Genomic DNA, 17,950 nt, shown 5'->3' on the forward strand with positions numbered 1-17,950 from the left:
GGCGCGCCAACAGCAGTTATTTGCAATAATTACTTATCTTTCAAAAGTATCAAAACAACGGAATATTGACCGTGTTTGAACAAGCTTCGCAACTGTCAGCCTTTATTTACCGTTACGCTCGAATCGTTCATACCTTCAAAATCGCCTTAGCCTTGTCGATTGTGGCAATCATTAATGGCTTCTGGCCGGTCCCCCATTTCATCTGGGCCATGGTAACGATTGTGATCATCATGATGGGCTTACCTCAAGTAGGTGGCGCCATTGAAAAATCGCTGCAACGTGCCATAGGCACATTAATCGGCGCGGCCTATGGCGTGTTGCTGGTAATTTTTATCGAGCAATATTGGCACATGATGGGGCTGTTGATCCTCGGGGTTGCGGTGGTATGTTTCCTCAACGCTGGGCGCTACAGCTACGCATACTTAGTCACGGGCTTCACTATGATCATGGTCATTGGCGATGCCAACCACGATACCTCTGAAGCGTTATGGCGAACGGCAAATATTCTTATCGGCTGTGTGGTGGCCGTGCTGGTATCGCTGTTTGTTTTACCGATCAAAGCCAAACAGGACTGGCGTGCCCAGCTGGCAAAATCCTTTTCGTTAATGGCCAAAGTGCTAGAAGCGCATTTGGGGGAGAACGCCGATAACAAAGCGGTACGCGCACAGTTGGAAAACACCATGAAAGCGGTGTTAGCACAGAAAAAACTGCGTTTCTCCCTCGAGTGGGAAAGCCAAACACTGAAAAAACATGCGGACACTGTCACTGAGCTGGCCGATGAGCAAATACGTGTCATCACGCTGTTAGAGCTACTGTTACAATCGCAATTAAATCACACCGATCAAACAGCACTGCAACAAATTCAGCTGTTTGCCCAAACGATGCAGCAGCACCTGCTGCAATTGGCGGATTATATGTCAGGTAAGCAAGCCGAACAGCCACAACTGCCAGCAGGCTTCAGCTATCAACTTGAGCAGCAGTTGATTACGCTGCAGCGACTGGCACAAACCGAGAGTACTGAGGCGGCACAATCGGCCTTTATTCTTAACGGTTATAGCTGGTTAATTTTCCAGCTAGCATTGGCGTTGACGGGCATCAATACCCAATTGGATAAATTGGTTGCGGCTTATCGCCATAAGGCGCGCTTATTGGCCAGCGTTGGCCTCAAGTCAGCTAAATCGCAGCGACAGGACTAGGGGAGGTGTGAACCAGTCTTCGCGACACTCTGGATTGGGAAGCCATAGCAGTTCAAGGCAGCTAACCGCGGACATGCTGGAGCATGGCAAAATTGGCTAACGAAGAAATGTGTTAGCTTATAAATCCCCGTAGAGCGAGGCATACAGCGTCATCTGCCATGTTGCCGTTTTGGCAAAGGGTTCACCATTCGCGGCAAACTGCGCCTTGCATCTGAAAGCGGTATCCCATGCAGAGCACGCATGGGACTTATTCGCACCGTCCCTAGCTATCCTGCCCCGCTGCTGCGGCGTTTAGATTACTGCCACACCAATTCGCGGAAGTGTTTACGGCACACGGACTCGTAGCTTTCGTTGCCGCCAATCGCTACCTGAGCGCCCTCTTTAATGGCATTGCCTTGGCTATCACGGCGCACCACCATATTGGCTTTGCGGCCACAGAAACAGATAGTTTTCAGCTCAACTAATTTATCCGCCCATGCCAACAGATATTGGCTACCGGAGAACAATTCTCCTTGGAAGTCGGTACGCAGGCCGTAACACAAGACCGGAATATCCAAGCAATCCACCACATACGCCAGCTGTTTTACCTGCTCTTTACTGAGGAACTGAGATTCATCCACCAGCACGCAATGCAAAAGCTCACGTTCATGCTCAGCGGTAATTCGCGCCGCCAGATCATCACTGCCACCAAAGATGGTTGCTTCACACTGAATACCGATTCTTGAAGCAACTTTGCCCATACCAAAACGATCATCAATCGCAGGCGTTAGCACTAAGGTATGCATGCCACGTTCACGGTAGTTATAAGATGATTGCAGTAATGAGGTCGATTTACCGGCATTCATCGCCGAATAGTAAAAGTAAAGCTGAGCCAAAACTGGCGCTCCTGTAATTCGCAATGGCGGCCATCTTACCCTGTTTTCGTTAAAAAATCAGTGGCGACTCATCGCGATAAACTCCCACCACACGGCGGCCCAATGCAAATTGTTACATTTTTAATACAACCGATGTAACACCTGCGCGCGCCTCAGCCAGTTGTTTAAGATTGACTTAACGCCTAATTGCTAGCTTGCGCTACTTATTCGCCGTTAACCAAAGGAAAATAATAACATGCGTAAGACGCTCATTGCCGTGATGCTCGGGCAGCTATTGCTCGTCACAGGTTGTTCTCAATCTGATGAGGCAAACGAAACCACCGCCAATACTGCCGCTAAAGCACCTGCCGCAACGCCTGATACAACTGCTAATACCGCACAACAAAACCCGCTGTTCAGCACCAGCCAACTGCAGTACCAAGCACCTGATTTTAGCGCGATTAAAACCGAGCACTTTCAACCTGCGTTAGAAGCGGGCATCGCCGCGCAGATGGCAGAAGTGTTGGCAATTGCCGAGCAAACTGACGCGCCAACCTTTGCCAATACCATTGAAGCATTGGAGCGCTCTGGTGCATTGTTAAGCCGCGCCTCTGCCGTGTTCTATAACCTGAGCGGTTCTAACAGTAATGAAGAGTTCCGTCGCATTCAGCGTGAAATGGCGCCTAAAATGGCCGCCCACACGGACAATATTCATCTGAATGCCAAACTGTTCAATCGTATCGATAGCCTGTATCAACAGCGCGAGCAGTTAACGCTGACCAAAGAAGAAGTCCGTTTGATCGAGGTTTATCATCAACGTTTTGTACTGGCTGGTGCGCAGTTGACCGACGAGCAGAAAGTACAAATTCGTGCCCTCAACGAAGAAGAATCTACCCTGACCAACGAGTTCCAACAGCGCTTGTTAAAGCTGACCAAAGAAAACGCAGTGTTGGTTGCCGATGTCAAACAGCTGGACGGACTGTCTGATACCGCTATCCGTAACGCAGCTAAAGACGCTGCCGATGCCGGTCACGAAGGGCAATATCTGCTGAACCTGACTAACACCACTCGTCAACCGGTACTCGCACAACTGAATAACCGTGAATTACGGCAGCAGATCTGGTTGGCATCGTCAACTCGTGGCCTCAGCGGTGATAATGAAACGACCTCATTAGTGGCCCGTTTGGCGCAACTGCGCGCGCAAAAGGCTGCACTACTCGGCTATGAAAACTGGGCAACATATCGCCTAGCACCACAAATGGCTAAGGCACCAAGCGCTGTGTTTGACATGTTTGGCTCGATGGTGCCCGCCGTGGTTAAAAATACCGAGAAAGAAGCGGCAGCGATTCAAGCAATGATCACCAAAACCGGTGGCGATTTTGAGTTACAACCGTGGGATTGGGCTTATTACGCTGAAAAAGTACGTAAAGCCGAATTTGATCTGGATGAGAACAGCCTCAAGCCCTACTTCGAGTTCAACCGTGTGCTCGAAGACGGTGTTTTCTTCACCCTGAACCAATTGTATGGTGTAACGTTCAAACCACGTCCCGATCTGCCGGTATATCACCCAGATGTGAAAGCGTGGGAGATGTTCGATGCCGACGGTAGCAGCATGGCTATTTTCTACGGTGACTACTTTGCCCGCGAAGGCAAACGTGGTGGTGCGTGGATGAGTTCTTTTGTACGCCAAAGCGAACTGCTGAATCAAAAACCTGTGGTCGTCAACGTCATGAACATTCAGAAAGCGCCAGATGGCGAACCCACGTTTGTTAGTTACGACCAAGTCACCACTATGTTCCACGAACTGGGCCATGGCACTCATGGTATGTTCTCTAAAGTGAAATACCCAAGCCTGTCAGGCACAGCGGTATCGCGTGACTTTGTCGAGTTCCCATCCACATTTGAAGAGGACTGGGCTGGTCATCCAACGGTGTTAGCTAACTACGCTAAGCACTATCAAACGGGCGAACCATTGCCAGCAGATATGCTAGAAAAACTGCTGAACTCTCGCAGCTTCAACATGGGCTTTGACACACTGGAATATATGTCTGCTGCCCTGCTCGACTTGGAATGGCACAGCCTGAAAGCTGATGCGCCACAGCAAAATGTGGCCGAGTTTGAAGCCGCCGCGCTGGCAAAACATGGGGTTAACCTCACTGCGGTACCGCCGCGTTACCGTTCAACTTACTTTGCACACGCCTTCCCAGGCGGCTATAGCGCCAGCTATTACGCCTACATGTGGAGTGAAATTTTGGCGGCAGATGCTTTCGCCTACGTACAAACTCAAGGCGGCCTCAATCGCGAAATTGGCATGAAGTTCCGTAACGCGATTCGTGAAGTTGGCAACAGCGTGCCACCGATGGAAGCTTATGAAAACTTCCGCGGACAGCAGCCCACCACTGACGGCCTGTTAAAACGTCGCGGCCTGCTGTAACCACTAACAGTCCGAAGCAACAAGCGCAGCCATTGTTGGCTGCGCTTTTGTGTGAAACAGATAGCGATTCAACCACTATCTACGGGCGCGAGCTCTTAACCAGAACAATGCGACAATAAATACCACACTACAAGTCGCCAACCCGGCGGCGACTGAGTTGGTAAAGCCCATCACCAGATAACCAAGCACGGATAACAACGCCACCACTAAGGCGTAAGGCAATTGCGTCATGACATGGTCAATATGATGGCAACTCGCCCCAGTAGACGACAAAATGGTGGTATCGGAAATAGGTGAACAGTGGTCACCAAACACCGAGCCAGATAACACCGCGGCCATCATCGGTAATAACATCGACGCATGGCTACCCATTGCCATATCCGCCGCAATTGGCAGCATAATGCCAAAGGTGCCCCAACTGGTGCCAGTCGCGAATGCAGTAAGTCCAGCCAAGATAAATAGCGCAGCAGGCAGCAAAGCAAACGGAATATTACCCGAAGCTAAACTCGCCATATATTTACCGGTTTCCAGCGCGCCAATCACCCCAGAAATCGTCCAAGCGAACAGCAAAATGTAGATGGCAGGCAACATCGACTTAGCGCCGACCCACAACGCCTGACCAATATTGCTCAGCGGCAACCGTTGCATAAATGCCAACAGTAACGTCATTAGCAAACCTGCGCATGCACCAAAGAACAGTGAAGACGCCACATCCGTTTGCTCAAATGCTCCAATCCAGCTAAACGGCAATGCTTTCTCTGCTAAAGCATTCGCGCCAGATGACAACATAAAGTAGATAGTTGCCCCGACCAATACACCAATCGGCAAAAATAGGCCGCGAACCTTACCGCCATCCGCTTCGTTGAGTTCAACCGCCGCCCCCGGCGGATTGCCTTTGCTCTCATCGTAGAGTTGACCACGACGCGCCGCCTGCTCATGTTGTTTCATTGGGCCAATATCAAGCTCGAAATAAGCCACCATAAACAGCAAAAGTAGCGCGAAAATGGCGTAAAAATTCATCGGTACCATTTCAACAAACGCAGCCAGATGACCAATATCATCGATACCATGTGTCGCCAAAATGCCGCCAATAAGCGCAATGATATAAGCGCCCCAGCTAGAAACAGGTGAGATAACACAGACAGGTGCTGCAGTGGAGTCCAGCAGATAAGCCAATTTTGCGCGTGAGATGTAATAACGGTCAGTCAGTGGCCGTGAAATACTCCCCACCACTAAGCTATTAAAGTAATCATCAATAAAGATAGCCACACCTAAAAACATGGTAAGCATCTTGGCATCGCGGCGTTTGCGAATATGTTGTTTACCCCATTCGGCAAAGGCTCGTGCCGCACCACTGGCGGTAATCAACGCGGTGATCATGCCCAGCAAGATTAAAAAACCAAGCACATATAAGTTCCAACTATTGGCGCTACCACCTTGCCAAAAGTGCTCAGTTCCGGCGTTCCAAAAAAGTCCGGAGACCTTCTGTGCTAAGTAACTACCACTGTCGATAATCGACCATTGGTTCAACAATAACACGCCAACTAAAATACCCACCCCTAAAGAGACAAGCACTTTACGGGTAAGAATGGCCAGTACAATCGCGATAGTAGGGGGGAGAATAGATAATGCCGAGTCGGCATAACTGGTAATGGTCATATGTCGTTATTCTTTTTGTTAACAGTATTGACTGAATGGAGAGCAACGGCATATCAAGGCAAAAGAGCCAAACCTGATATCAGTAGCGCTCCACGGGGTTGAGAATGCTCAACCAACCATGACAAGACTGCCCCTCTTCGACGACAGTCCCAGCAGTAGACGTGACGCATCTAGCTGCTTCGGCACTCACTCCTTTCATGGCACATCAAACGGAATCACCTGCTTGCCATTACTCTTAGTGAGCGCACCTCTACTGTCAGCATCCAGGTTGTAGACGCTGACGCAAAAGAAAAGGCGGTTAAGGGACAATCCTGAACCGCCTCTATATTTAGCGCACAGATTAAATCATTTCTATCAGGCTCGGCAAGGCTTCAAACAGATCAGCCTCTAATCCATAGTCCGCCACTTGGAAAATTGGCGCCTGCGGATCTTTATTAATGGCAACGATAACTTTAGAGTCCTTCATGCCGGCAAGGTGTTGAATAGCACCGGAAATCCCCACCGCAATATACAGTGAAGGCGCTACAATCTTACCGGTTTGCCCCACTTGCAGATCGTTAGCGACGTAGCCAGCATCGACTGCCGCTCGAGATGCGCCGACAGCGCCCCCCAATTTATCCGCCAATTGCTCAATCAAGGCAAAGTTCTCGGCGCTACCCAAAGCGCGGCCACCAGAGACCACCACATTGGCGCTGCTAAGTTCAGGGCGTTCTGAGGCAATCTCGGTTTTGCTGACAAACTCGCTGAGCGGCTCAAATACCTGCGAAACCGCTTCCGTGGTTGCACTACCATCTTGCCCTACCGTATCAAATGCCGAGCTACGAATAGACACCACTTTGATCTCATCTAAACTTTTTACCGTAGCCAGTGCGCTACCGGCATAAATCGGCCGCACAAACGTTGCGTCATCAACAATTTCAATGATATCGGACACCATAGCAACATCGAGCAACGCAGCTGCCCGCGGCAGTAGATCTTTACCAAAAGCCGAGGCCGCCGCCAAAATATGGCTATAGCCTGTGGCATTGGCGGCGATGAGTTCAGCGACATTTTCCGCCAATTGGTGTTGATATACCGAGTGCTCGGCGACTAGCACTTTATTTACGCCAGCCAACTGTGTTGCCGCTTTGACCGCATTAGCGCAATCGGCACCAGCAACCAAGACATGAATCTCACCGGGCAGTTGGCTCGCCGCCGCTACGGCTTTTAACGTATCAGCTTTCAACTGATGATTATCATGTTCTGCAATAACTAATACTGCCATATCAAATCACCTTCGCTTCGTTTTTCAATTTATCGACCAAAGCGGCCACAGAATCGACCATCACGCCCGCTTGTCGCGCTTTGGGTGGCGTGACACTGACCAACTGTTGATGGGCTTTCAAAGTGACGCCAAGAGAATCCGCGGTGACCGTATCAAGCGGCTTTCTTTTAGCTTTCATAATATTCGGCAAGGTCGCGTAACGCGGCTCGTTCAAACGCAAATCAGCGGTAAGTACCGCAGGCAGAGGCAACTTAACCACTTGTACACCGCCATCGACTTCACGAGTCACGGCTACACCGCCATCAATCACTTCAACTTCAGAGATAAAAGTCGCTTGCGGCAATTTACCTAGCGCCGCTAGCATCTGCCCCGTCTGATTGTTATCACCATCAATCGACTGTTTACCGAGGATCAAGAGTTGTGCTTGCTCCTGCTGTTGCACGGCTAACAGCAGTTTAGCAACCGATAACGGCACCAGTTCTGTATCAGTGGTGACATGAATCGCACGGTCTGCGCCTAACGCTAGCGCCGTGCGTAGTTGCTCCTGCGCCACGCTAGCGCCAATAGTTACCACGACAACCTCAGAGGCTTTACCCGCTTCTTTTAAGCGAATGGCTTCCTCAACGGCAATTTCACAAAAGGGATTCAACGCCATTTTAACGTTGGCAAGCTCAACGCCGGAGTGATCAGCGCTGACACGCACCTTCACATTGGCATCGACAACCCGCTTCACTGCCACTAATACTTTCATCATTCAGTCCTTCAAGTCACCAGTGCTGTTGACGGTTACAGATTACCGCTGACTTTATGTCACGTTTACGTTCACGTCAACACAAAATCAAACAAATGTTTAACTTTAATACGCTATTATTTTATCGGATAGATAAAACCCTCCATCCATTTTAATTCTCAATTAAGTAAAATATTCCTTAAAAATAAAAAATATCACTTTATGAAGATAAATTTATTTGATTCCAGCACATGTTGTTTCTATTATTTACCCATATGTCCTTACCCACCTTATTAAGGGAAGAAAATTTAATGAGCGAATTTCTAGATATTTTGACCCATGGTCGCCGCTTTAAAGCTGCAGTTAAAGATTTGAGCGTAGAAGAGTTGAAGGCTGTTGCTGAGAAACTTGAAAAAGTTATCGTTGAACGTGCAGAAGAAGCCAAAGAGGAAGAAAAACTGCAAGCGGCTCGCCTCGCTAAAATTGAAGATATTCGGCAGCAGATGGAATCTGTTGGTCTGTCTGTTGAAGATTTAGGCGCAACACCAGCTAAGCCAACTAAAAAACGCGCTCCACGTCCACCAAAATACCAAATTGAAGTTGACGGTGAAATGGTAACTTGGACTGGCCAAGGCCGTATGCCAACCGTGTTCAAAACTCAAGTGGACAACGGTCATTCAATGGACGAGTTCCTTATCGAGAAATAATCACTCGATAAATAAAAAGCCCCGTATATCGGGGCTTTTTTATGTCATTTACCAAAACAATCCGATCCATATTTCTTACATTTATCGCATAGCTTTTACATTTTGGCTAAGGTACCTTGTATGCAGTTTCAATCTACATATTTCAGGGGTCTATGCTTAGATGAAAATATCACTATTTCCAGTCGCGCTGCTGTCAGTTGCTAGCTCGATTGCCTACGCCGGAGACGGGCAGCAGAGCGACAACACACCCAAACTCACCGCTCTGGCCCACGCCACCGTAGTGTTAGCGCCGGGTAAACAACTCAGTAATGCGACCGTGCTTATTGAAGACAACCGAATAAAAGCCATTCTTAAAGACAATGACATACCAGCCGGTACTTTTACCATTAATCTTAATGGTTACATAGTATACCCAGGTTTTATTGATCCCTATACCAATTACGGCATTGAATATAAACCAGAAAAACAAACATATCAGCCGCCGGTATATGAGATTAAACGTATTGGCGGTAATGCTGCCAACGGTGCTATTCACGCCGAAAAAGAGTGGTTTAGTTATATCTATCCCAACGATAAAGATGCACAAAAATGGCGCATAAATGGTTTTACTAGCGTGCAAAGTGCCGTTATGGATGGCATATTTCGCGGTACAGGCGTGAGTGTATCTCTGGCTAATAAAACCGCCAACCAAGTGATTTATAAAGCGCGAACACACCACTTTATCTCTTTTGATAAAGGTAGCTCGCCACAAGACTATCCAAGCTCATTAATGGGTAGCATTGCACTAATAAGGCAAACATTTAGTGATGCGCGTTGGTATAACGAAAATGTCGCTAAAGCAAAATCTTACCCCGATATTGCCATGCCGGAGTTTAATATCGCCCTTGAAGCATTAGCCGACCTTAAACAAACGGGGGCAATATTTGCCGCTGATGATCTCAATAGTGAGCTCCGTGCGGCCAAATTATTAAGTGAAGAAAATTTAACAGTACATTTGTTAGGTAATGGTCAGGAATACGCACGCGTTGATGAGTTACAACAATATCGACCACAACTGATTGTACCTCTCAACTATCCAGCAGCACCGGATGTCACTGCAGAAGAAAGCGCCAATAACACCTCGCTGGCGAGTTTGCGTCACTGGGAGCGAGCACCAAGTAATGCTGCCACGATTGCCGCCCATAAAATTCCATTTGCCTTCACCCAATATGGCATCGATGCAGACGCCTTCTGGCCTCGTTTAAGAATGGCGCTAGCCGCTGGTCTATCTGAACAACAAGCGCTGGCAGCGCTCACCACCGATGCAGCCGCCGCGGCGGGGATTGATAATATCGTCGGTAAAATTGCGCCCGGCTATATGGCGGACTTAGTGATTGCTGAAGGTAATCTATTCAAAGATGGGCGAATCGTCAGCGTATGGACCCAAGGTGAAGAACATAAGCTACTGCCTGCCGCCCATGTTTGGCAGGGCGAATATCAGCTCGCGGTGGGCGAATTGGAATTGTCACTCAATCTCACGGTTCCAGCTAAAGGCAGTGTCAAAGGCAGCCTTACCGCCGGTGATGAGGAAGTGAAGCTGCAGCACCTGCAAGCTGATGATCAACGAGTCTCCTTTAGCGCCGAGTTAGGTCAAGCAGGCTTAGCTGGAGTGAGCAGAATTAGCTTGTGGCGTGACCAACACGGCGTTCAAGGCCGTCTAATCACCGCTGACGGCAATGTAGAGCCGATTAATGGTCAGCCGCAACCAGCCACTGTTGCCTCCGAGTCAAACAGCCAACAGCCGACACCGAGCTACGCCAGTAAGCTGGTACATCCGCTGCAAGCCTTTGGGGTAGAACAGCTACCACAGCAAGAAAACCTGCTGTTCAAACATGCCACCGTATGGACCTCTGCAGCGCAAGGCGTGTTAGAAGATGCTGATGTGTTAATCACCCAAGGTAAGATCCGCCGCGTTGGCAACAATTTAGATGCCCCATCCGGCTATCAAGTGATTGATGCTACTGGTTTACATCTCACAGCGGGTATTATCGACGAACACTCACATATCGCCATTAATGGTGGCGTAAACGAAGGCACCGACGCGGTCACCGCTGAAGTACGTATTGGTGATGTAGTCGATCCAGATGCTGTCGCCATCTATCGCTCACTGGCTGGCGGGGTGACCACCGCCAATTTGCTACACGGCAGTGCTAACCCTATCGGTGGTCAGTCACAAGTGATCCAGCTGCGCTGGGGGGAAACCGCTGAAGGGCTCAAATTTGAGCAAGCGCGCCCAGGCATTAAATTTGCGCTGGGTGAAAACGTCAAGCAGAGCAATTGGGGCGAACGCTTTAGTAAACGTTTTCCGCAAACCCGTATGGGCGTAAAAGCGCTGTTTACCGATGCCTTTAATGCCACACGCGAATACCAAGAACAACGTGACGACTACGCTGAACTGCGTTCGCGCGACAAACGCAAAACCCTTGAGCCACGCCCTAACCTGCGGTTAGAAGCGGTAGAACAAGTGCTCAACAGCCAGCGCGATGTGCACATTCACTCTTACGTGCAGTCGGAAATTTTAATGTTCCTCCGTTTGGCAGAGCAGTTTGATTTCCGCGTGAAGACTTTCACCCACGTATTGGAAGGCTACAAAGTCGCGCCGGAATTGGCTGCCCATGGTGCGGGGGCTTCGACCTTCGCTGATTGGTGGGCCTACAAATTTGAAGTGTATGACGCTATTCCACAAAACGCCTGCTTGATGGCACGCAAAGGCGTAGTGACGTCGATTAACTCGGACGACTACGAAATGCAACGCCGTCTGAACCAAGAGGCCGCCAAATCCATTATGTATTGCGATATGAAACCAGGAGACGCTTGGAAGATGGTCACTATTAACCCTGCCAAACAGCTGGGCGTAGACCAACTGACAGGCTCTATCGAAGAAGGCAAACAGGCCGACTTGGTGCTGTGGGATCATAATCCTCTGTCAGCGTATGCCAAAACTAAAGCGGTGTGGATTGCTGGCAAGCGCTATTTTGACCGCGCAACTGACGAACAACGAATTCGCGATACTGCGATAGAAAAAGCGGCATTGATACAAAAAGTGCTCAGTAGTGACGATGCTCGTAAACAGGGAGAAACCAGCAGTAAACCCGCGGAGCCCATCTGGCATTGTGATACCGATTTCCACGCATGGACTCAGCAACAGGAGGCCCTATGATGCGTCTAACAACAACCATTGCCTTTATCTTTGGCGCCGTGTTTAGCGCACAGGCGCACGACATGGTGCCAGCGGCGCCGCAAAGCCAACCTATTCTGGTGAAAAACGCCACGCTGCACACAGTGCTCAATGGCGTACAACCACAAACCGACCTGTTACTGATCGATGGCAAGATTGCCGCGATTGGTCAACAACTGAGTGCAGATAACGCCACGGTAATTGATGCCAGTGGCAAACATGTCTATCCCGGATTAATCGCGTTGGATACCACGCTTGGATTAGTGGAGATCTCAGCCGTACGCTCCACCAACGACATTAAAGATGTTGGCACTGACAATCCACAACTTGAAGCCAGCGCTGCTTTTAATCCGGACTCAGAACTCATCCCTACCGTGCGTGCCAACGGCATTGCGTATGCCCAAGTCGTGCCACGAGGCGAAGGGCTGGCGGGTCAATCAGCGTTAGTGAATCTCGACAGCTGGACCGTGGAAGATGCGCAGCATACCGCGGCAGTGCAAGTTCACCTAAACTGGCCCACTATGCCACGTTGGGGCGTAAGAACCGATGAACAAAAAGCTAAGGCGAAAGCCGCTTATGAACAAAAGCTGAAGGAGATTGATCAACACTTTGAATCCGCCTATCGTTACGCGTTAGCGGCCAAAGCCAAGCAGATCAAAACACCGGATGAGCGCTGGCAGGCGATGCTGCCATTATTTGATGACAGCGGCAAGCTGTTTGTCCATGCCGACAAGCAGCAAGCCATTGAAGATGCCGCCGCTATTGCCAAAAAATACCAACTGTCACTGGTGATCGTCGGGGGCTACGATGCATGGCGCGCCGCCGATGTGCTCAACGAGATGCACGCCAGCGTGGTGTACACTCATATGCTAGATCTGCCTGAGCGCAGCGATGAACCCATCGGCCAAGCCTTTAAAATTCCTGCATTATTGAAATCCGTCGGCATTCCATTTGCTATTGGCTTTAGTGATGATTGGGACAGCCGTAACCTACCACTCGCGGCAGCGCAAACCGTGGCATGGGGCTTAACACCAGATGAAGCGCTCAAGGCCATAACCCTTGATGCTGCTAAGATTGTTGGTGCGTCCGATTTAGGGGCATTAGCCGTAGGTTATGCGGGATCTATCGTCATCAGCAGCGGCGATATTCTCGACCCTGCATTTGGCAAAATTGAAGCACTTTATATCGAAGGACGTAAAGTTGATTTGAACAATCGCCACCGTCAGCTTTATCATAAATACCTTACTCGCTAGAGTACCTTGGCTTATGTCGCTCCCCAGATTGCTGGGGAGCATTTCAAAAGGTACTCAACTACATAAAGGCCGCTAGCCATGAAAGTCGCTTTCCCTGTTGTATCACTCTCTCTGCTGTTACTCAGTGGCTGTAGTAACTACACCTTTCACTCCAATCTCGATAAAGATGAGATCAATAACTACTTCAAACCATCACAAGTGACGCTGTACGAAAACCGCATGCCAGATGCGCCCTACACCGCACTGGGGATGATTGAAGGTACCGATTGCCAAATTGATGAAAATGCCTCGCCCGCCAGTCTTGCCAACGCACGGACGGATGCTCGCCGTAAAGCGGCCGACAAAAATGCTAACGGCATTATCATGCAAAAATGTGCAGCCATTCCTGAGCCAGCAGAAGGCTGTTTCAGCCGTACTTTATGTATTGGCCAAGCCATCAAAGTTAGCGGCCAATAATTAGCGGTGATTTGATTGACCACAGAACATTTTGAAAACCGCATCGAAGCGGTAGCGTTTTGCCGCACCCCGTATAAACAAAAATTTGGTATTCCACGTCAGCCCGGCTTAGTCGATTTTATTCGCGGCTACGTGGAATTAGTACCGCCTTATAATCACCTCGATGCGGTGCGCGGTATAGAGCAATACAGCCATTTGTGGCTGCTGTTCTCATTTCATGAAAACCTCGCCCAAGGTTGGAAAACCACCGTGCGCCCACCGCGCTTAGGCGGTAATGAAAAACTGGGCGTATTTGCCACCCGCTCTACCTTCCGTCCCAATGGCATCGGCCAATCGGTGGTAAAACTGCACGGCGTTCGGCAGCACAAAGGCAGAGTCCAGTTAGAAATTTCCGGCATGGATCTGCTCGATGGCACGCCGATTGTGGACATCAAACCTTATATTCCATTTTCTGATGCTGTCACCGATGCCCACGCAGGAATCGCACAAGCGCCGCCAGTCGCCGTCAGTGTCAGTTTCAATGAAATTGCACAAACCAAGCTCGCTAAATGGGATAACCAATACCCACACCTCGCAGAGTTGATCAGCGCGGTACTCGCGCAAGATCCGCGCCCCGCCTACAAAAAGGCCAAGGACGATCCTAAGCGTTATCAAGTCGCACTGTATGACTTGGATATCTTTTGGTTCGCCCGCGAGCACGGCATTGAAGTGGTAGATATTGTGGATGCGCCTCAGCAACGCAGTGTGACAACAGAGGAACCCAGCTGATGACGGCGGCGAAGCCAACGGCTGAAGACTATATCGCCCAACATAAGCGCCGCCTCAGCTGGATGCCGTGGTTGTGGTATCGGTTAAAACCAACGCATTTGCTGTGGGCCGAGCCGTGGCAACAGCAAATTCAGACCGAACTGCAACAGCTAGAAACCATTACGATCGGCGCTAACTGTTTTATTGCACCAGAAGCACAACTGTTTGGCGAGCCGAATCGCGGTATCAGCATCGGCAATCGATGCATGATTGCCGCCGATTGCTTTCTACATGGCCCCATAACCATCGGCAATGAAGTCAGCATCAACCACGGTTGCTCGCTCGATGGCGGCGGCAAAGGCTTAATCATTGGCGATCAAACGCGTATCGCCAATAACGTCACCATCTATGCCTTTAATCACGGCATGGCGCCAGATATGCCGATCTACCAGCAAAGCAGCCAATCGCAAGGCGTGGTGATTGGTCAAGATGTCTGGGTCGGCGCCCAAGTCGGTATCGTCGATGGTGTAACCATTGGTGATCATGCGGTGATTGGCATGGGCGCCATCGTCACCAAAGATGTCCCTGCCTATGCGATCATGGCGGGAAATCCCGCTAAAATCATTGGTGATCGTCGTGATAAACCCGCCACCAAAGCGGACGGCCAACGCGGCACTACCAACTAACGTTTTGTTATTACTCGTTTGGGAAAACAGCGAATACGTTCTGTGCAAGCCCTGCGCTAGCCAACTTTGCTACGCTACACCATCTCTGCAATTAACAGCCCGAGCGGAGACGGCTTACCATGCCTGCGTGGCGTAAAGCGTTATTCGCACCTATATACATGAAAAAAATGCGTCTAAGCCACCAGCGTTGGGTGACAAGCTCAAAGCAGGTGATAAAATGGCGCCCATCAAAATCACATGGGACTTTAGGTAAATGCGAATTAGCCAATACCTGCTATCAACACAGAAAGAAACCCCTGCCAACGCAGAAGTTATCAGTCATCAACTTATGCTGCGCGCTGGTATGATCCGTCGTAATGCTGCTGGTCTTTATAGTTGGTTGCCGAGCGGCTTGCGTGTACTGCGCAAAGTGGAAGCCATCGTGCGCGACGAGATGGAAAAAGCGGGCGCCGTTGAAATTCTGATGCCGATGGTTCAACCGGGTGACTTGTGGGTTGAATCAGGCCGTTGGGACAAATTTGGCCCAGAACTGCTGCGTTTTGTTGACCGTAACAACCGCGACTTCGTACTCGGCCCGACTCACGAAGAAGTGATCACTGACTTAGTACGTAAAGAGATCAGTTCATACAAGCAGCTACCACTGACCCTGTATCAAATTCAAACCAAATTCCGTGATGAAGTCCGGCCACGTTTTGGTGTGATGCGCGCACGTGAATTCCTAATGAAAGATGGTTACTCATTCCATCTGGATAAAGAAACGCTGGATGCCACTTATCAAGCGATGTTCCAAGCCTATTCCAACATTTTGGCACGCTTGGGTTTAGAGTTCCGTCCAGTATTGGCCGATACAGGCTCTATCGGTGGCAGCATGTCACACGAGTTCCATGTATTGGCACAAAGCGGTGAAGACCTGCTGGCATACTCAACTGGCAGCGATTACGCCGCTAACATTGAGAAAGCGGAAGCGCCACTGCCAACCACAGAACGTGCGGCGCCAACGCAAGAGATGAGCTTGGTTGACACGCCAAACGCCAAAACGATTGAAGAGCTGGTTGAACAGTTCGGTTTAGCAATTGAGAAAACGGTGAAAACCCTGATTGTACGTGGTGACACTGAAGAAGCGCCACTGGTTGCACTGTTGGTACGTGGCGATCACGAACTGAACGAAACCAAAGCTGACAAACTGCCAGGCGTATTGTCGCCACTGGAGTTTGCAACGGAAGAAGAGATCCGCGCCGCTATCGGTGCAGGTCCTGGTTCATTAGGCCCAGTTGGTCTGAACATGCCAGTATTTATCGACCACTCTGTGGCGGTAATGAGCGACTTTGACGCCGGTGCTAACCAAGATGGTAAACACTACTTCGGTATCAACTGGGAACGTGATGTCGCCCAACCACAAGCTGCCGACATCCGTAACGTGATCGAAGGTGAAGCCACGCCAGACGGTAAAGGCACTTATGCCTTCGCTCGCGGTATCGAAGTCGGCCACATCTTCCAATTAGGCACGCGCTACTCAGAAGCGATGAACGCCACCGTATTGGATGAAAACGGCAAAGCACAAACCTTGCTGATGGGTTGTTACGGTGTGGGCGTGAGCCGTATCGTAGCAGCCGCTATCGAGCAAAACCACGATGACCGCGGCATCATTTGGCCAGATGCCATTGCGCCATTCAAAGTGGGCATTCTGCCAATGAACATGCACAAATCTCATCGCGTAACTGATATCGCTGAGAAACTGTATCAAGACCTCGCCGACGCGGGTATTGAAGTGATGTTCGATGACCGTAAAGAGCGCCCAGGCGTAATGTTCGCCGATATGGAACTGATTGGTATTCCGCATACTATCGTGATCGGTGACCGCAACATCGACAACGGTATGTTCGAATACAAAAATCGCCGTACAGGTGAGAAACAAGACGTACCGATGGACCAAATTGTTGAGTTCATCAAAAACGCTGTGTGCTAATTCGCTGACGAATTAAGCAATGCTGATAAAACGCTCCGCCTGCCGGGGCGTTTTTATTTGCACTAACTCACAAATTCAGCATAAAAAATGCAGCCAAAAAAGGCTGCATTTTTCATCGATGATGCTGCTCAAGCTTGGGTATCAACGCTAGCGGTTTCGCCACCTTGGGATACCATCACCATTGCTGGGCGCAATAGACGATCATTCAGCAGATAACCTTTCTGCATTACCAACATCACAGTGTTTGCTGGGTATTCTGCACTAGGTTGCATACCGATCGCTTGATGTTGATCAGGGTTAAATGGCTCACCCACTGGGTTCACCGCTTTAACACCGAACTTCTCAACCGCACTCACAAAGGTTTTCAGCGTCAGCTCTACACCTTCAAACAATGGCTTGCTCGCTTCGTCCGCAGTAACCGCGCCAGACAGCGCCCGCTCTAGGTTATCGATAACCGGCAGCAGCTCGTTGACAAACTTTTCCAAAGCAAATTTGTGCGCTTTTTCAACATCTAATGCTGCACGACGGCGCACGTTTTCCGATTCAGCGGCGGCACGCAGTACCGAATCTTTCTGTTCGGCCACTTTGGCTTCAGCTTCAGCGACTGCTTGTTCCAACTCTTCAATACGGAAGTTTGCTTGGGTCAGCTCGTCAATCACGTCAGCGACGTTTTCACCAGCGGTTTCAGCGGCGCTTGCTTCAGTTTGTTGAACAGTTTCTACCACTTCTTCAACCTGCTCTTGTCCTGCTTTTGATGACTCGTTGCTCATTTTTACTCCAG

14 protein-coding genes and 1 riboswitch are annotated in these 17,950 nt (G+C 49.7%); of the genes, 9 read left to right on the top strand and 5 right to left on the bottom strand.

What is annotated here, in order from left to right; genetic code table 11:
* The first annotated feature begins 65 nt into the window (after window positions 1-65).
* Window positions 66-1,196, top strand: coding sequence for an FUSC family protein (locus ACN0TT_RS00245; RefSeq protein ID WP_417760146.1), 1,131 nt, complete (start codon window positions 66-68; stop codon window positions 1,194-1,196).
* Window positions 1,197-1,492: 296 nt separating this feature from the next.
* On the opposite strand, the gene ACN0TT_RS00250 is transcribed toward ACN0TT_RS00245, so the two are convergent.
* On the bottom strand, window positions 1,493-2,071 hold the full coding sequence (locus ACN0TT_RS00250; protein ID WP_417760147.1) for a thymidine kinase: 579 nt from the start codon (window positions 2,069-2,071) through the stop codon (window positions 1,493-1,495).
* A 235-nt stretch (window positions 2,072-2,306) separates the two neighbouring features.
* On the opposite strand from ACN0TT_RS00250, the gene ACN0TT_RS00255 reads away from it, so the two are divergent.
* On the top strand, window positions 2,307-4,484 hold the full coding sequence (locus tag ACN0TT_RS00255) for a M3 family metallopeptidase (protein ID WP_417760148.1): 2,178 nt from the start codon (window positions 2,307-2,309) through the stop codon (window positions 4,482-4,484).
* A gap of 75 nt (window positions 4,485-4,559) precedes the next feature.
* Here the strand turns inward: ACN0TT_RS00255 and ACN0TT_RS00260 are convergent, their stop codons facing one another.
* The 3 genes from ACN0TT_RS00260 to ACN0TT_RS00270 all read right to left on the bottom strand — a co-directional run bounded on the left by ACN0TT_RS00260 (window position 4,560) and on the right by ACN0TT_RS00270 (window position 8,158).
* Complete coding sequence (locus ACN0TT_RS00260) at window positions 4,560-6,143, bottom strand: Na+/H+ antiporter NhaC family protein (protein ID WP_417760149.1); 1,584 nt, start codon at window positions 6,141-6,143, stop codon at window positions 4,560-4,562.
* 75 nt (window positions 6,144-6,218) lie between these two features.
* Window positions 6,219-6,404: riboswitch (Lysine riboswitch) on the bottom strand.
* Between the two features lie 79 nt (window positions 6,405-6,483).
* Entirely contained in the window at window positions 6,484-7,407 is a 924-nt protein-coding gene (locus ACN0TT_RS00265; protein ID WP_417760150.1) for an electron transfer flavoprotein subunit alpha/FixB family protein, read from the bottom strand.
* A 1-nt stretch (window position 7,408) separates the two neighbouring features.
* The gene (locus ACN0TT_RS00270) at window positions 7,409-8,158 is read right to left on the bottom strand and encodes an electron transfer flavoprotein subunit beta/FixA family protein (protein WP_417760326.1); all 750 of its coding nucleotides are present in this window, start codon (window positions 8,156-8,158) and stop codon (window positions 7,409-7,411) included.
* Window positions 8,159-8,448: 290 nt separating this feature from the next.
* Here ACN0TT_RS00270 and ACN0TT_RS00275 point away from each other — a divergent pair, with 290 nt between their 5' ends.
* The 7 genes from ACN0TT_RS00275 (at window position 8,449) to ACN0TT_RS00305 (ending at window position 17,169) form a co-directional block, all read left to right on the top strand.
* Window positions 8,449-8,844: an H-NS family nucleoid-associated regulatory protein gene (locus ACN0TT_RS00275; RefSeq protein WP_417760151.1), complete on the top strand. Its 396-nt coding sequence runs from the start codon at window positions 8,449-8,451 to the stop codon at window positions 8,842-8,844.
* Between the two features lie 160 nt (window positions 8,845-9,004).
* Complete coding sequence (locus tag ACN0TT_RS00280; RefSeq protein WP_417760152.1) at window positions 9,005-12,043, top strand: amidohydrolase family protein; 3,039 nt, start codon at window positions 9,005-9,007, stop codon at window positions 12,041-12,043.
* Window positions 12,040-13,314, top strand: coding sequence for an amidohydrolase family protein (locus ACN0TT_RS00285; RefSeq protein WP_417760153.1), 1,275 nt, complete (start codon window positions 12,040-12,042; stop codon window positions 13,312-13,314). The genes ACN0TT_RS00280 and ACN0TT_RS00285 overlap by 4 nt, the downstream gene beginning before the upstream one ends.
* Before the next feature lie 78 nt (window positions 13,315-13,392).
* Window positions 13,393-13,770 carry an Rcs stress response system protein RcsF gene (gene rcsF / locus ACN0TT_RS00290; RefSeq protein ID WP_417760154.1) on the top strand — a complete coding sequence of 126 codons (378 nt, stop codon included), beginning with the start codon at window positions 13,393-13,395 and terminating at the stop codon, window positions 13,768-13,770.
* 15 nt (window positions 13,771-13,785) lie between these two features.
* Window positions 13,786-14,538 carry a tRNA (N6-threonylcarbamoyladenosine(37)-N6)-methyltransferase TrmO gene (tsaA, locus tag ACN0TT_RS00295; protein ID WP_417760155.1) on the top strand — a complete coding sequence of 251 codons (753 nt, stop codon included), beginning with the start codon at window positions 13,786-13,788 and terminating at the stop codon, window positions 14,536-14,538.
* Complete coding sequence (locus tag ACN0TT_RS00300; RefSeq protein WP_417760156.1) at window positions 14,538-15,203, top strand: acyltransferase; 666 nt, start codon at window positions 14,538-14,540, stop codon at window positions 15,201-15,203. The genes tsaA and ACN0TT_RS00300 overlap by 1 nt, the downstream gene beginning before the upstream one ends.
* Before the next feature lie 253 nt (window positions 15,204-15,456).
* Window positions 15,457-17,169 (top strand): proline--tRNA ligase, encoded by a 1,713-nt coding sequence (locus ACN0TT_RS00305; RefSeq protein WP_417760157.1) that lies wholly within the window; start codon window positions 15,457-15,459, stop codon window positions 17,167-17,169.
* Window positions 17,170-17,297: 128 nt separating this feature from the next.
* Here the strand turns inward: ACN0TT_RS00305 and grpE are convergent, their stop codons facing one another.
* Entirely contained in the window at window positions 17,298-17,939 is a 642-nt protein-coding gene (grpE, locus tag ACN0TT_RS00310) for a nucleotide exchange factor GrpE (protein ID WP_417760158.1), read from the bottom strand.
* Window positions 17,940-17,950: the final 11 nt, after the last annotated feature.

This window comes from Shewanella sp., assembly GCF_048265805.1.
In the GTDB taxonomy this organism is placed as follows: Bacteria; Pseudomonadota; Gammaproteobacteria; order Enterobacterales; family Shewanellaceae; genus Shewanella.

Bases quoted from the DNA above. Each gene is read 5' to 3' on its own strand.
- ACN0TT_RS00255 (WP_417760148.1), top strand. From the start codon at position 2,307: ATGCGTAAGACGCTCATTGCCGTGATGCTCGGGCAGCTATTGCTCGTC.
- ACN0TT_RS00260 (WP_417760149.1), bottom strand. From the start codon at position 6,143: ATGACCATTACCAGTTATGCCGACTCGGCATTATCTATTCTCCCCCCT.
- ACN0TT_RS00265 (WP_417760150.1), bottom strand. From the start codon at position 7,407: ATGGCAGTATTAGTTATTGCAGAACATGATAATCATCAGTTGAAAGCT.
- ACN0TT_RS00270 (WP_417760326.1), bottom strand. From the start codon at position 8,158: ATGAAAGTATTAGTGGCAGTGAAGCGGGTTGTCGATGCCAATGTGAAG.
- ACN0TT_RS00275 (WP_417760151.1), top strand. From the start codon at position 8,449: ATGAGCGAATTTCTAGATATTTTGACCCATGGTCGCCGCTTTAAAGCT.
- ACN0TT_RS00280 (WP_417760152.1), top strand. From the start codon at position 9,005: ATGAAAATATCACTATTTCCAGTCGCGCTGCTGTCAGTTGCTAGCTCG.
- ACN0TT_RS00285 (WP_417760153.1), top strand. From the start codon at position 12,040: ATGATGCGTCTAACAACAACCATTGCCTTTATCTTTGGCGCCGTGTTT.
- rcsF (WP_417760154.1), top strand. From the start codon at position 13,393: ATGAAAGTCGCTTTCCCTGTTGTATCACTCTCTCTGCTGTTACTCAGT.
- ACN0TT_RS00300 (WP_417760156.1), top strand. From the start codon at position 14,538: ATGACGGCGGCGAAGCCAACGGCTGAAGACTATATCGCCCAACATAAG.
- ACN0TT_RS00305 (WP_417760157.1), top strand. From the start codon at position 15,457: ATGCGAATTAGCCAATACCTGCTATCAACACAGAAAGAAACCCCTGCC.
- grpE (WP_417760158.1), bottom strand. From the start codon at position 17,939: ATGAGCAACGAGTCATCAAAAGCAGGACAAGAGCAGGTTGAAGAAGTG.